General features: G+C 50.5%; 14 protein-coding genes, 1 tRNA gene and 1 rRNA gene. 7 read left to right on the top strand and 9 right to left on the bottom strand.

Going from position 1 to position 14,331, the window contains the following annotated elements; genetic code table 11:
- Positions 1-7: 7 nt before the first annotated feature.
- Together L9P36_RS00485 and L9P36_RS00480 are read right to left on the bottom strand one after the other, a co-directional pair.
- Positions 8-84, bottom strand: a tRNA-Ile gene (locus L9P36_RS00485).
- A gap of 65 nt (positions 85-149) precedes the next feature.
- Positions 150-1,702: ribosomal RNA gene (locus tag L9P36_RS00480) — 16S ribosomal RNA — on the bottom strand.
- 675 nt (positions 1,703-2,377) lie between these two features.
- Here L9P36_RS00480 and L9P36_RS00475 point away from each other — a divergent pair.
- Positions 2,378-2,926, top strand: coding sequence for a gamma carbonic anhydrase family protein (locus L9P36_RS00475; protein WP_237464089.1), 549 nt, complete (start codon positions 2,378-2,380; stop codon positions 2,924-2,926).
- Between the two features lie 10 nt (positions 2,927-2,936).
- On the opposite strand, the gene L9P36_RS00470 is transcribed toward L9P36_RS00475, so the two are convergent.
- The 3 genes from L9P36_RS00470 to tsaC form a co-directional block, all read right to left on the bottom strand.
- Positions 2,937-3,197 carry a DUF1488 family protein gene (locus L9P36_RS00470; protein WP_237464087.1) on the bottom strand — a complete coding sequence of 87 codons (261 nt, stop codon included), beginning with the start codon at positions 3,195-3,197 and terminating at the stop codon, positions 2,937-2,939.
- A gap of 65 nt (positions 3,198-3,262) precedes the next feature.
- Positions 3,263-4,081: a shikimate dehydrogenase gene (gene aroE / locus L9P36_RS00465; RefSeq protein ID WP_237464086.1), complete on the bottom strand. Its 819-nt coding sequence runs from the start codon at positions 4,079-4,081 to the stop codon at positions 3,263-3,265.
- A 35-nt stretch (positions 4,082-4,116) separates the two neighbouring features.
- Complete coding sequence (gene tsaC, locus L9P36_RS00460; RefSeq protein ID WP_494338355.1) at positions 4,117-4,671, bottom strand: L-threonylcarbamoyladenylate synthase type 1 TsaC; 555 nt, start codon at positions 4,669-4,671, stop codon at positions 4,117-4,119.
- 224 nt (positions 4,672-4,895) lie between these two features.
- Here tsaC and purE point away from each other — a divergent pair, with 224 nt between their 5' ends.
- Positions 4,896-5,384, top strand: a complete 489-nt coding sequence (gene purE / locus L9P36_RS00455) for a 5-(carboxyamino)imidazole ribonucleotide mutase (protein WP_237464083.1) — start codon at positions 4,896-4,898, stop codon at positions 5,382-5,384.
- A 1-nt stretch (position 5,385) separates the two neighbouring features.
- Positions 5,386-6,522 carry a 5-(carboxyamino)imidazole ribonucleotide synthase gene (locus L9P36_RS00450; protein ID WP_237464081.1) on the top strand — a complete coding sequence of 379 codons (1,137 nt, stop codon included), beginning with the start codon at positions 5,386-5,388 and terminating at the stop codon, positions 6,520-6,522.
- A gap of 92 nt (positions 6,523-6,614) precedes the next feature.
- Here the strand turns inward: L9P36_RS00450 and L9P36_RS00445 are convergent, their stop codons facing one another.
- The 4 genes from L9P36_RS00445 to L9P36_RS00430 are packed head-to-tail and all read right to left on the bottom strand — an operon-like array spanning position 6,615 to position 9,939.
- A complete protein-coding gene (locus L9P36_RS00445; RefSeq protein ID WP_237464079.1) occupies positions 6,615-7,163 on the bottom strand; it encodes a DNA topoisomerase family protein in 549 nt (182 codons plus the stop codon).
- 30 nt (positions 7,164-7,193) lie between these two features.
- Positions 7,194-7,667: a DUF494 family protein gene (locus tag L9P36_RS00440; RefSeq protein ID WP_237464078.1), complete on the bottom strand. Its 474-nt coding sequence runs from the start codon at positions 7,665-7,667 to the stop codon at positions 7,194-7,196.
- The gene (dprA, locus tag L9P36_RS00435) at positions 7,664-8,788 is read right to left on the bottom strand and encodes a DNA-processing protein DprA (protein WP_237464076.1); all 1,125 of its coding nucleotides are present in this window, start codon (positions 8,786-8,788) and stop codon (positions 7,664-7,666) included. The genes L9P36_RS00440 and dprA overlap by 4 nt, the downstream gene beginning before the upstream one ends.
- Positions 8,788-9,939, bottom strand: coding sequence for a LysM peptidoglycan-binding domain-containing protein (locus L9P36_RS00430; protein ID WP_237464075.1), 1,152 nt, complete (start codon positions 9,937-9,939; stop codon positions 8,788-8,790). The genes dprA and L9P36_RS00430 overlap by 1 nt, the downstream gene beginning before the upstream one ends.
- A 127-nt stretch (positions 9,940-10,066) precedes the next feature.
- On the opposite strand from L9P36_RS00430, the gene def reads away from it, so the two are divergent.
- The 4 genes from def to trkA all read left to right on the top strand — a co-directional run bounded on the left by def (position 10,067) and on the right by trkA (position 14,322).
- Complete coding sequence (def, locus tag L9P36_RS00425; RefSeq protein WP_237464074.1) at positions 10,067-10,576, top strand: peptide deformylase; 510 nt, start codon at positions 10,067-10,069, stop codon at positions 10,574-10,576.
- A gap of 9 nt (positions 10,577-10,585) precedes the next feature.
- Positions 10,586-11,533 carry a methionyl-tRNA formyltransferase gene (fmt, locus tag L9P36_RS00420; protein WP_237464073.1) on the top strand — a complete coding sequence of 316 codons (948 nt, stop codon included), beginning with the start codon at positions 10,586-10,588 and terminating at the stop codon, positions 11,531-11,533.
- Positions 11,534-11,616: 83 nt separating this feature from the next.
- Entirely contained in the window at positions 11,617-12,906 is a 1,290-nt protein-coding gene (gene rsmB / locus L9P36_RS00415; protein ID WP_237464072.1) for a 16S rRNA (cytosine(967)-C(5))-methyltransferase RsmB, read from the top strand.
- Positions 12,907-12,945: 39 nt separating this feature from the next.
- Positions 12,946-14,322 carry a Trk system potassium transporter TrkA gene (gene trkA / locus L9P36_RS00410; RefSeq protein ID WP_237464071.1) on the top strand — a complete coding sequence of 459 codons (1,377 nt, stop codon included), beginning with the start codon at positions 12,946-12,948 and terminating at the stop codon, positions 14,320-14,322.
- Positions 14,323-14,331 lie beyond the last annotated feature (9 nt).

Below are 14,331 nucleotides of genomic sequence, written 5' to 3'. Positions count from 1 at the left end.
GAAGAATTGGTGGGTCTGAGTGGACTTGAACCACCGACCTCACCCTTATCAGGGGTGCGCTCTAACCACCTGAGCTACAGACCCAATAAGCGTTGCTCGTACTTTATAACCAAATCAATCTGTGTGGACACTTGTCAGTAGTCTTTAGGTAAGGAGGTGATCCAGCCCCAGGTTCCCCTAGGGCTACCTTGTTACGACTTCACCCCAGTCATGAACCACAAAGTGGTGAGCGTCCTCCCGAAGGTTAAACTACCCACTTCTTTTGCAGCCCACTCCCATGGTGTGACGGGCGGTGTGTACAAGGCCCGGGAACGTATTCACCGTGGCATTCTGATCCACGATTACTAGCGATTCCGACTTCATGGAGTCGAGTTGCAGACTCCAATCCGGACTACGACGTACTTTTTGGGATTCGCTTACCATCGCTGGTTCGCCGCCCTCTGTATACGCCATTGTAGCACGTGTGTAGCCCTACTCGTAAGGGCCATGATGACTTGACGTCGTCCCCACCTTCCTCCGGTTTATCACCGGCAGTCTCCCTGGAGTTCCCACCATTACGTGCTGGCAAACAAGGATAAGGGTTGCGCTCGTTGCGGGACTTAACCCAACATTTCACAACACGAGCTGACGACAGCCATGCAGCACCTGTCTCATAGTTCCCGAAGGCACCAAAGCATCTCTGCTAAGTTCTATGGATGTCAAGAGTAGGTAAGGTTCTTCGCGTTGCATCGAATTAAACCACATGCTCCACCGCTTGTGCGGGCCCCCGTCAATTCATTTGAGTTTTAATCTTGCGACCGTACTCCCCAGGCGGTCTACTTAACGCGTTAGCTCCGAAAGCCACTCCTCAAGGGAACAACCTCCAAGTAGACATCGTTTACGGCGTGGACTACCAGGGTATCTAATCCTGTTTGCTACCCACGCTTTCGCATCTGAGCGTCAGTCTTTGTCCAGGGGGCCGCCTTCGCCACCGGTATTCCTTCAGATCTCTACGCATTTCACCGCTACACCTGAAATTCTACCCCCCTCTACAAGACTCTAGATGACCAGTTCCAAATGCTATTCCCAGGTTAAGCCCGGGGCTTTCACATCTGGCTTAATCATCCGCCTGCATGCGCTTTACGCCCAGTAATTCCGATTAACGCTCGCACCCTCCGTATTACCGCGGCTGCTGGCACGGAGTTAGCCGGTGCTTCTTCTGCAGCTAACGTCAAATGGCAAGAGTATTAATCTTACCACCTTCCTCACTGCTGAAAGTGCTTTACAACCCGAAGGCCTTCTTCACACACGCGGCATGGCTGCATCAGGCTTGCGCCCATTGTGCAATATTCCCCACTGCTGCCTCCCGTAGGAGTCTGGACCGTGTCTCAGTTCCAGTGTGGCTGATCATCCTCTCAGACCAGCTAGGGATCGTCGCCTTGGTGAGCCTTTACCTCACCAACTAGCTAATCCCACCTAGGCGTATCCAGTAGCACAAGGCCCGAAGGTCCCCTGCTTTGCTCCAAAGAGATTATGCGGTATTAGCCATCGTTTCCAATGGTTATCCCCCTCTACTGGGCAACTTCCTAGGCATTACTCACCCGTCCGCCGCTCGCCGCCCATAAACGCACCCGAAGGATTGTTTATGTCGCTGCCGCTCGACTTGCATGTGTTAGGCCTGCCGCCAGCGTTCAATCTGAGCCATGATCAAACTCTTCAATTAAAAGTTTTTTTGGTCTTTCGACCGACTCAATGAATACTGATTACATTACTATCGTAATGTGAATTGACTGTGCCAAATCTTTCGATTTGTTTGGTCACTCAGCTCATTGATTTAAATCTTTCGACTATCAATAACGAGTGCCCACACAGATTGATTGGTTACATTGTTAAAGAGCGTTGACTCAGCAGCTTCGCTGATTTGTCAGGGAGGCGTATCTTACGCTTTCCTAACTTGAAGTCAAGAAGAAATTTTCAATTTATTTTCGAGTCACTCTCGAAATCAAAAACATCTTGTTGACTTCGCTTTTTAGTGATTCGCATCACCCTTAAGCGAGGCGGCCATTCTACTGAGAAGAAAGTCAGTGTCAAACACTTTTTTGAATTTTCTTTTTCAGCTTCAAGCCTTACTGGCTCTGGCTTCGTGCTTTGTTTGCGTCCGCCGTGTCAGTGGGGTCGCATTATAGGGCGACGATTTTCTTTGGCAACCCTTTTTGTGAAAAAAATCCGCTTTTTTTTGTGTTTGACGCTCAAATCGCCCAAAAAGCCAATTTTCGCTATTTTATCACGCTAAAATGGTGCTTATTTAGCCATAAATACTACAGAAAATCCCGTGCCACACCGCATCTCGAACCCATTTGGCCAATTTTAGCGGCGCATCGACTATTGGAGATTTTAAATGCATGCTTCTTTACGTTCATTTCAATCCATTTATCCCACCCTTGGTGAGCGTGTCTATATAGATAGCAGCGCCGTTTTGGTTGGCGATATTCATATTGGTGCTGATGCCAGCATTTGGCCCTTGGTCGCTGCAAGAGGGGACGTAAACCATATTCGTATTGGCGCGCGCAGCAACATTCAAGATGGTACGGTGCTACATGTCACTCATAAGAATGCAGAGAACCCTGAAGGCCATCCATTATTGATTGGTGATGATGTGACAGTTGGCCATCAGGCGATGCTGCATGGCTGCACGATTGAAAACCAAGTATTAGTGGGCATGAGTAGTGTGGTGTTAGATGGCGCGTATATTGAGTCGCAAGTACTGATCGGTGCCGGCAGTTTAGTGCCACCGCATAAGCGTCTCGTCTCTGGCTACCTTTATGTGGGTCGCCCGGTGAAACAAGTTCGCCCCCTGACTGAAGACGAACTTGCTTGGCTGCAACGCTCAGCTGATAACTATGTGGCGCTTAAAGCACAATATCTAAAAGAAGCCATTCATGAATAGCTAATTGTAATTAGCCAAGATAAATGATGCCGTCATCATCGATGGCATCATCTTCAATTGCTTCTTCTGCGAGCTCTTCAGCACTAAATCGATGCTGCTGAAAAATAGTGATGGCATTTCCCTCATCAATGCTTTGGCCACTTTGTTGATTCAACCATGCCGCGCTAAGGTGACATTCAAACAAGGCGCCATTAACTTGCACTGGAAAGATCACCATTTGACGAGCTTCGTGCCACTGTTCACGATCAGGAAAGAGGATCGCTTGATTCATATCGTCTCCTTATCTTGAACCATACCTTCAATCATGGCCGTTCAATGGGCGCACGTGGTTCAAGATTAAACTACCAATGCCTTGCGTAATTCACGCAACACTTGCTTGCTGCCAGGGCGTAATCCGCGCCATAGCATAAAACTTTCCGCCGCTTGTCCCACCAGCATACCAAGACCATCAAAGCAGCGCTGAGCACCGTGCAACTTCGCCCAAGCAATAAATGCCGTTTCTTTGCCATACATCATATCGTAGCAAAGGGTGTGCTCAGCCACAGTTGATGAGGCAATCGGCGGTACTTCACCTTGAATACTGGCTGAGGTTGAATTGATGATGCAATCAAATGGCCCCATCACCTGCGCAAAAGAGAGCGCCTCAATAGGGCCCCATGGGGAAAATTGCTGCGCAAGCTGCTGTGCTTTTTCATGGGTGCGATTGGCAATCACCAATTGTGCTGGCTTTTCCGCCAATAGCGGAAGTAGGGCACCACGCGCTGCGCCGCCCGCACCGAGTAATAAAATACGACCACCATTTAATGGTGCGCCTTGGGCAAGCAAATCGGCCACCAACCCAGCACCATCGGTGTTGTCCCCTAAAATGCCCCCATCATCGAGTTTTTTTAGCGTGTTGACTGCGCCGGCCAATTGCGCACGCTCAGTCAATCGATCGGCAAAAGCAAACGCCGCTTCTTTATAGGGCAGGGTGACATTACAACCCTTACCGCCAGCCGCAAAAAACTCGCGGGCCGCCTGCTCAAAAGATTGTGGATGCGGATCCATGGCTTGGTAAGCCATTTGCTGCTGCGTTTGCTGCGCAAATAGGGTGTGAATATAAGGCGATTTCGAGTGGCTAATGGGATGGCCAAAGACCGCATATTGATCCATCATTTCATTCCTTGTTTATCTGATCAAAAAGACCCGCCTTATCCTTGGCGTAGTACTTGTCCTGTTTTGGCGTCGCGAATTTCACTGGGATTAGCGCGCGCTCCGGTGTCGCCTTCGACAATACAAAAATCGGCACCCAGCTGTGCTTTTACCTCTTCGACGCTACGGCAAGCCGGCTGGCCGGTCAAATTGGCACTAGTTGAGGTAATCGGCTTACCATATTGCTGGCAAAGTGCTTGCACCAAAGGATGCTGACTCACGCGTACCGCGATGGTATCAAACTGACCGGTTAAAAAAGCGGGCACGCTTGGTTTCGCCGGCATCACCCAAGTGACAGGGCCAGGCCATGTAGCAAAAATTTGCTGGCGCTGGGCATCAGTCAGCTGGCTATCATCGACATAATTGGCAAGCTGCGCATAATCGGCAGCAATCAAAATCAGTCCCTTTTCTACGGGACGCTGCTTAAGTGCGAGTAACCGTTGCACCGCAACTTCACTATCTGGGTTACAACCCACGCCAAAGACAGCTTCGGTTGGATAGGCAATGACTTGATCGGCGTTGAGTGCGTCGACGGCTTGCGAAAGATTCATCAAGTGGCTGTGCATTGTCTGGTTCACATGGTTACAAATAAGATGGGTTAGTGTAGCGGTTTCAGGGGTCAGACACCATGCCTAGGATGTGACAGAATGTAGACGCATATGCCTTGTCAGATGAGGTGAAACAACCATCACGCAAACGTTTTCCTTGCTGATGAACTTCCGTATAATGCGGCAAATTCTTGTTCAATCGCCCAGTGTTTCGCGTAAAGGAGTTCGGAATGAAAGTTGGAATTATCATGGGGTCAAAGTCGGATTGGCCAACGATGCAGCATGCCGCAGAGATGTTGGATCGTTTCAATATTCCTTACGAAACCAAGGTGGTGTCAGCGCATCGCACCCCTCATTTACTGGCAGAATATGCCGAAAGCGCTGCCAGCCGTGGCATAAAGGTGATCATCGCGGGCGCAGGCGGTGCAGCGCACCTGCCGGGCATGACCGCAGCATTTACCAGCTTGCCAGTGCTTGGTGTGCCCGTGCAATCTCGCGCACTCAAAGGGATGGACTCACTGCTTTCCATCGTGCAAATGCCAAAAGGTGTCGCCGTGGGCACCCTTGCGATCGGTGAAGCTGGCGCAGCCAATGCGGGCCTACTTGCCGCGCAAATCATTGCGACCCACACCCCTGAGCTCATGACACAGATCGATGCCTTTAGAAAAGAGCAAACCGATATGGTGCTGGCCAACCCAAATCCTGCTGAGGATGCCTAAGATGCAAGTGCTGATTTTAGGCTCAGGCCAATTGGCACGCATGATGGCACTTGCCGGTGCGCCGCTCAATATCGATGTGATTGCCTATGATGTCACCACAGATCGTGTGGTCCATCCGCTCACCCAAGCGTATTACGACCTCACCCTTGGTGATGCCATCGCTCAGGTGCAGGTGATCACGGCTGAATTTGAACATATTCCCTATGACGTGCTCGACCTGTGCGCTGCCAGTGGCAAATTCCAACCTAATCCGGAAGCCATCAAAGCCGGCGGCGATCGCCGCTTAGAAAAAGCCCTGCTGGATCGCGCTGGTGTTGCCAATGCCAAATACCAATTAGTGGCTTCGCGCCAAGATTTAGAGCAAGCGATCAACCATGTTGGCCTACCCATGGTACTGAAAAGTGCCCTTGGCGGTTACGACGGCAAAGGCCAGTGGCGCCTCAAAACCGCCGAACAAGCCGATGCGATTTGGGATGAAATGGCAGAATTTCTCACTGCGACACCGAACCAAGCCATTGTCGCGGAGGAATTCGTTCCCTTTGATCGCGAAGTCTCACTCATTGGTGCGCGCGATGTAGAAGGCAATGTGGCGGTCTATCCCATTACTGAAAACGTACATGTCAACGGTGTGCTCAACCTATCTACAGCCGTCATGGGCAATGAAGCGGTGCAGCAGCAAGCGCGTGATATGTTTGCCGCCATCGCCAACAGCTTGAACTATGTCGGCGTGCTGGCCATTGAATTCTTTGATGTCGCAGGCAATCTGCTGGTCAATGAGATCGCACCGCGCGTTCATAACTCAGGTCACTGGACTCAGCAAGGCGCAGATACCTGCCAATTTGAAAATCATCTGCGCGCGGTTTGCGGTCTGCCACTAGGCAGTACCCAGTTGATTCGCCCAACGGCAATGATCAACATTCTTGGTGAAGATTCCCTAGCAGATGCGGTCTATGCGCAAACCAATTGCCATGTGCATTGGTATGGCAAAGAGCGCCGCGCCGGTCGCAAGATGGGGCATATCAATGTCTCTGCGGAAAGTGCCGCGCATCTTGAACAAGCACTGGCGATCATCGGTCGTCACCTTGACGCACAAGCCTTCCCAGCACTGCCAAGAGAGATGGCCTACGCCGTCGATTAATCGGTGCACTGCAGGCAAAGACGAAAAAGCCGCGAATGATCGCGGCTTTTTTATATTCGTTTTTTGTTCGTTTTGATATGCGCTCGGAAAAGCTAGCTGGCATCGGTTTGCAGCGCACCACAACGGCGCTCGGCACACACTAATTTGATACCTGCTGCTGTTTTTTTCTCAACCAATAAGCCAAAACCACACTGCTGACAACGACCCGCCACTGGCTTTTGATTCACTGCAAAGCGGCATTTCGGATACTGATTGCAGGCATAAAAAGCTTTGCCATGACGTGATTTCCGTTGCAACAATTCACCGCGACCACACTCAGGGCAGGCCAAATGAGTTTCATCGGGCTTATCAATAGGTTCAATGTGCTGACACTCAGGGAACTGACTGCAACCAATAAACATGCCATAGCGGCCACGACGCAAGACCAAAGGATGCGCGCAAGCGGGGCAGGGGACATCTAGCTCTTTGATGATTTGCCCATCTTGTCCGTGCAGCGGCTGAATATAATCACACTGCGGATAATGCTCACAGCCTAAAAATGGGCCATGTTTGCTCTGTCGAAATTGCAAAGCGCCGCCACATTGAGGGCAGCGCTGTTCAAGGGCGTGTTCGTGATGGGAAAAAAGGGAATCGTCTGACATAGATCTTAGAACATGGGTCTCAAGCAAAAATTAATGCAGCCACTCTTCAGGCTCCTCATAAAGAAGATCTTCCATCTCTTGGTAAGCCCCTTCTTTACCCGGCATATTGAACAGCACCAACAGAATAATCCACTTCAAATCATCGAGATTAAACTCATTGGTTTCCAGCTCCATCACACGCTCAATCACCAATTCACGCGTTTCCGGATCAAGCACCTGAATCTGCTCAAGGAACATTAAAAAGCCGCGACATTCCGAGTCCATGCGATAGCACTCTTGCTCAGTATAGATGCGCTGTGCGCGCTGCGCAGTTTGGGCAAGCATTGGCTGCTGCTCGGCATCTTGTAGCGCGCCAAGTTTTTCTAACCAAGCCAGTGCTTTTAAAATATCGTTGTGATGAAAGCCCGCTTCCGACAACTCGTCAGCCAACTCATCCTGATCCACCAAGAGCTCCACATCGCTGTGAATATAGGCTTCAAACAGGTACATCAGAATATCCATCATGACTTGCAACTCCTCGTGAGGATATAACCACCATCTAACATTGAAACGGCGCCAAGGAGCTCCAATTCAAGGAGTTGGCCCATGACCTCGTGAACCGGCAGACCACTTCGTTCTGCAATTTGATCCACAGGGGTCGCTGTATCGCCTAAAGTATCCAACAGCTTGGCAAATGGCAAGAGCTCCGCAGGCTTTGCTGTGCAAATAATCCCCCCACCTTGCGCCTGAGGTGCGGGTGAATTTCGATGCAGATCAGGCACTACAAGATTGGACATTTGTTGAACAATATCATCCACATGCTCAACCAAATAAGCACCTTGTTTGATCAGCTGATTGGGGCCCTGACTGAGTGGATTATGAATATGGCCAGGCACCGCAAAAACATCACGATTTTGCTCTAGAGCATATCGCGCAGTAATCAGCGAGCCACTTCGCGCTGCCGCTTCTAAAACGAGTACGCCACGACTTAACCCTGAGATCACCCGATTTCGACGTGGAAAATTATGCGCTACCGGCGCTTGGTTGGGTAGAAATTCAGAAACCAAAGCACCACTTTCGATGATCTCGGCCGCCAAGCTGCGGTGTCTGGCAGGATAAATTTGGTTCAAGCCTGTCCCCATCACCGCCACAGTTAATCCATTGGCGGCCAGCGCGCCGCGATGCGCTTGACCATCCACACCCAGCGCTAAACCACTGGTCACCACAATCCCTTGCTCCGCTAAGCCTTGGGCAAAATGAAAGGCCTGAGCACGGCCATCTGCCGATGCGCTGCGGCTACCAACAATGGCAATCTGTGGCAGCGCTAAAATTTGAGGATCGCCTTGAACAAATAGCAGTGGCGGCGCGGCCACGGTTTCTTTTAATAGGGCTGGGTAAAGTGGGTGGTCGTAGTGTAGTAGATGACAGTGAGGCTGCGCAGCCCAATGCAAGCAGGCATCAATCAGCGCCTTATTGGGCTGTCGAATGGCTTGAATTTGCGGCTGAGTAAGTCCAGCTTGCGCAAGGAAATCATCGGATTGCAGACACCAAAATTCAGGTGAATGCTTTTCAAGCAGCCGATGAAACGACACTGCGCCGATTCTCGGCGCAGTGTATAGGGTTAACCAAGCAGTCAGATCAGCCATTAAGGCGCTGCGGCAAGGTCGGCACCCGCTTCAACATCAACAACTTTTGCTTGAGCGGCTTTCTTATCTGCAGCTGTTTGATCGGCTGCTTGCTCTGTTGCTGCGTCAGCAACTGGCTTTTTCGGCTGTGGCGGTGCAACGAACAATGATTTGCTGGTCACAGGCTCAGTGCTCTTGGTGATGATCGCATAGCTAAAGTAGTCGTAGGTTTTGAAGATCATCGCTTCACCAATCACCTTGTTTGGCAATACCAAAGGTGCTTTGTCTTTCTTGGTGAATGAATATTCTTCGTCTTTCTTCTTCAGACCATTACCTGGCAATGCGATTTGCATGATATCGCCCGCTTCCACACCATCTTTGGCACCCACATCAAGCAGGGTCACTTGGTTTGTCGCCAAGTAACGACGTGCATCAGTACCGCCTAGTGATGTTGCTTTCAAACCTTTTGGTGCAGGGTTCAGCTGGAAATACACAGGGAGAGTATTGACGCTCTCATAGGGCAGCACGATATCGTTTTGGGTGATCTCTTGGCGAATCTGAGTAATGTTCAGCTGCGCCATACCATTGTCGATTGGTGTTTGCGTTGCCGTAGCCACTTTAATCGCGCGATAAGCTGTCACGGTCTCGCCGTCTTCAAGCTCACGGGTCACAGGCTCACCAATACGATAGATGGCCACGTTTTCCGTATGCAGCACTTTGTCGCTGTAAAGCACCATAGAATCATCATACCAACCGATACTTTCTTCATTGGTACCAACAATCTTGGCTGAGGTATCGAGCATACCTTGTTCAATCAAACGTTCTTTACGGAAGTAAGGTTCAACCGCTTGCGTATCCACAGAAGGCACAGCGCTCTCTTTTTGGCTCGCATTCGGTTTTTGGTTCACTTGCAATGATGGCTTGCCATCGACCCAAATCAAAGTGATCACATCACCAGGATAAATGAGGTGCGGGTTGACGATATCTGGGTTGGCATGCCAAAGCTTTGGCCATAACCAAGGCTCATTCAGGAAGGTTCCAGCGATATCCCAAAGGGTATCACCTTTTTTGACCGTGTATTTTTCAGGATGGCCCGACTTGAGCTCAATCGCTGAGCCCATGAATGGGAGAAAAAACAAACAACTAAATAAAATGACTCGAGCGAATCGCATGACAGTTTTTCCCTTACAGTACGCGCGTATAACTTGTCGATGCTGTCATTTCAACCATAAAATGTCTAGAATTGAGCGAATTAGTGGTTCCTTTGTTTCGGCACAGTTCAACATTTTTCGAGTTATTATGTCATTATTGCAAGTATTAACACTACCAGATGAGCGACTTCGCACTATCGCGCAACCTGTTGCAGAGGTCACACCCGAAATTCAGACCATGGTCGACGATATGCTCGAAACCATGTATCACGAACAGGGGATTGGTCTTGCTGCGACGCAAGTCGACATTCATCAGCGCATTGTGGTGATTGATGTCTCGGAAGAGGGCGATCAACCCTTAGTACTGATCAACCCAGAAATCACCGATCAATCCGGCGAAACGGGAATTGAAGAAGGTTGCCTCTCTGTGCCAGAGGCGCGCGCATTGGTTCCCCGCGCAGAGCAAGTGTCGATTAAAGCACTGGATCGCAACGGCCAACCTTTTACTTTAGATGCAGATGATTTGTTGGCGATCTGCATTCAACATGAGCTTGATCACCTTGAAGGTAAGCTCTTCATTGATTACCTATCGCCACTAAAGCGCCAACGCATTATGCAAAAACTAGAAAAATTGAAACGTGCACAGGCGCGTGCTTAAGAGGCTTTTATGACTCCCTTGAAAATTATTTTTGCCGGTACACCGGAGTTCGCCGCCGACCATTTGGCGGCGTTATTGTCTTCACAGCACCAAGTTGTGGCCGTTTACACCAACCCTGACCGCCCAGCCGGTCGCGGTAAAAAGCTCACCCCAAGCGCAGTCAAAGTACTCGCTGAACAGCACCAAATTCCGGTTTATCAGCCACAAAGCCTAAAAGATGAAGCCGCGCAGCAAGAACTCGCTGCCATTGATGCCGATATTATGGTGGTTGTGGCCTATGGCATGCTACTGCCTAAAGTGGTGCTTGATACACCACGCTTAGGCTGCATCAACGTGCATGGCTCGATTTTGCCTCGCTGGCGTGGCGCTGCACCGATTCAACGCTCACTCTGGGCGGGTGATAGCGAAACGGGCGTGACCATTATGCAGATGGATGTAGGTCTAGATACCGGCGATATGATCACCATCGCCAAGCTACCAATTGAAGCCACTGATACCAGCGCTAGCCTGTACCACAAACTAGCGGAACTGGGTCCTGTGGCACTGGTGGAAACCCTTGATCAAATGGCGCAAGGCCCAATCACGGCCATCAAACAAGATGACGCATTGGCCAACTACGCGAAAAAGTTGAGCAAAGAGGAAGCGAAAATCGATTGGCAGCAACCAGCTGACTTTATTGAACGCTGTATTCGTGCTTTTAACCCATGGCCGATCAGTTATTTCGCCTGCCAAGAGCAAGATATTAAGGTTTGGCAAGCGCAAGTGAGCGATCAGCAGCACAGCCAAGTACCAGGCACAGTGCTCAGCGCCAATAAGCAAGGCATCACCATCGCCTGTGGTGAGGGCAGCGCACTGCAGCTACAATCGCTACAAATTCCAGGTAAAAAAGCAATGTCCTGCGCCGATCTACTCAATGCGCGCAAGGAGTGGTTTGAACCTGGTAAAACCCTCAACTAAGCCATTGCCCTTTTGCCCCATTGACCGCAGCCGCTTCACCAGCATCAATCGCTGCGGTCAAACCAATATCCAACGAGAAAATTATGAGTCGCAATATTCGAGCCGTCGCCGCACAAGTGATCTATCAAGTGGTGGACCAAGGTCAATCACTGTCACAAGCCTTGCCACAAGCGCAACAACAGGTCGCTCCGCGTGACCAAGCCTTGCTTCAAGAGATCTGCTATGGCGTTCTTCGCTGGTTACCGCGCTTTGAGGCCATTGCCAATCAGTTGATGGATAAGCCACTGAAGGGTAAGCAGCGCGTATTGCACCATCTGATTTTGGTGGGGCTCTATCAGCTCAGCCAAATGCGCATTCCAGCGCATGCCGCCGTTGCAGAAACCGTTGCTGCCGCGCAAGCGCTCAAAGCGCCGCGCCTCAAAGGACTGATCAACGCAGTGCTACGCAATTTCCAGCGCCAACAAGCCGAGCTAGAAGCGCAAGCTGATAGTCGCGACAGTGGCCGTTATGGTCATCCGGGCTGGCTTCTTAAAGGATTGCAGCACACCTATCCTGAGCAATGGCAGCAAATCGTCGCAGCCAACAACACCAAAGCACCGATGTGGCTGCGAGTGAATCGCCAGCACCATAGTCGTGCGCAATATTTAGCGCTATTGCAAGCTGAAGGTATTGAAGCAACACCGCATTCACAGGCAGATGATGCTTTGATGCTGAGTAAGCCTTGCGATGTACAAACGCTACCGGGATTTGCGCAGGGCTGGGTGTCAGTACAAGATGCCGCAGCACAGCTGGCCGTAAACTATCTTGAGCCACAAAATGGCGAGTATATTTTGGATGCCTGCGCCGCACCTGGCGGTAAAACTTGCCATATTTTAGAGCGCGCGCCTGAAGCCAAAGTTGTCGCCATTGATGCCGATGAAAACCGCTTAAAGCGCGTTTTTGAAAACTTAAATCGCCTTCAACTGAACGCCGAAGTGATTCATGCTGACGCCAGCAATCCTGCGGCTTGGCACCATGGCCCGCAGTTTGATCGCATTTTGCTAGACGCGCCTTGCTCGGCAACAGGTGTGATTCGCCGCCATCCTGATATAAAATGGCTGCGTCGCGGCGAAGATATCGACGCTCTGGCTGAGCTACAACAGGCTATTTTTGACGCCATGTGGCAACAACTCAAACCCGGTGGCACCTTGGTTTACGCCACTTGTTCGGTGATGGCTCAAGAGAACCATTTACAGGTTGCTCGCTTTTTGCAAAGCCACGCCGATGCACGCCTCACCCTCGGTGATCCGTGTCAACCCGGCCGACAAATTGTGCCCGGGGAAGAAAACATGGATGGCTTCTACTACGCCGTGTTGGTCAAAGAAGCGCATTAATTTCACGCACGCAACTTCGCATTTTATGAGAGCGTTGACATGAAAATCATTATCTTAGGTGCAGGCCAAGTGGGCGGCACCCTAGCTGAAAACCTCGTCGGTGAAAATAACGACATCACCATTGTCGATAAAGATCCTGAACGACTTCGCGAGTTACAAGATAAGTATGATTTACGGGTGGTCAATGGTTATGCCAGCCACCCTAGAACTCTTGAAGAAGCCGGCGCTGGCGACGCCGACATGTTGGTGGCAGTCACCAACTCCGATGAAACCAATATGATCGCCTGCCAAGTCGCTTTTACGCTTTTCAATACGCCCAATCGCGTTGCTCGCATTCGTTCTCCAGAATATCTTCGCGCCAAACAGCGTCTGTTTTTATCTGATGCAGTGCCTGTCGATCATTTAATTGCACCAGAAGAGCTGGTGACCTCTTACATCAAACGCTTAATTGCCTACCCTGGCGCGCTACAAGTAGTGACCTTTGCTGAAGACAAAGTCAGTCTGGTTGCGGTTAAAGCCTATTATGGCGGCCCTCTGGTGGGCAATGCACTGTCTACACTGCGCGAGCATATGCCGCACATCGACACCCGTGTCGCTGCGATTTTCCGTCAAGGTCAACCGATTCGTCCAAAGGGCACGACGGTGATTGAAGCTGATGATGAAGTCTTCTTCGTCGCTGCCAGCGGTCATATTCGTGATGTGATGAGTGAGCTGCAACGCCTTGAAAAGCCATACAAACGCATCATGATTGTTGGCGGCGGTAACATTGGTGCCGGTCTTGCTAAGCAGCTTGAAATTGATTACAGCGTGAAGCTCATTGAACGTAATTTAGCGCGCGCCGAATATCTCTCAGAGAAACTACAAAACACCATCGTCTTTTGTGGTGATGCCGCAGATCAAGAGTTACTCAGTGAAGAAAACATTGAGCAAGTGGATGTGTTTATCGCCGTCACCAATGAAGATGAATCCAACATCATGTCAGCGATGCTGGCCAAGCGCATGGGCGCCAAGAAAGTGATGGTGCTGATTCAACGTGGTGCTTATGTGGATTTGGTGCAAGGTGGCAATATTGATATCGCCATTTCACCGCAACAAGCCACGATCTCGGCGCTACTAACCCATGTTCGTCGTGGTGATATCGTCAGTGTGTCTTCGCTTCGCCGCGGCGCAGCAGAAGCCATTGAAGCAATCGCCCATGGCGACAGCGCCAACTCAAAAGTGGTGGGACGCGCCATTGGCGATATCAAGCTTCCACCGGGTACCACCATCGGCGCTATTGTGCGCGGTGAGTCGGTCATTATTGCTAACGATCGCACAGTGATCGAACAAAATGACCATGTGGTGATGTTCCTCGTCGATAAAAAATATGTGCCGGATGTCGAGCGCCTATTCCAGCCGAGTCCTTTCTTCCTATAAGAGTTCGTT

The sequence above is a fragment of the Vibrio stylophorae genome (assembly GCF_921293875.1).
Taxonomy (GTDB): domain Bacteria; phylum Pseudomonadota; class Gammaproteobacteria; order Enterobacterales; family Vibrionaceae; genus Vibrio_A; species Vibrio_A stylophorae.
The sequence above is the reverse complement of the archived record's forward strand: the minus strand, read 5'-3'. Positions and strand labels throughout refer to the sequence as shown.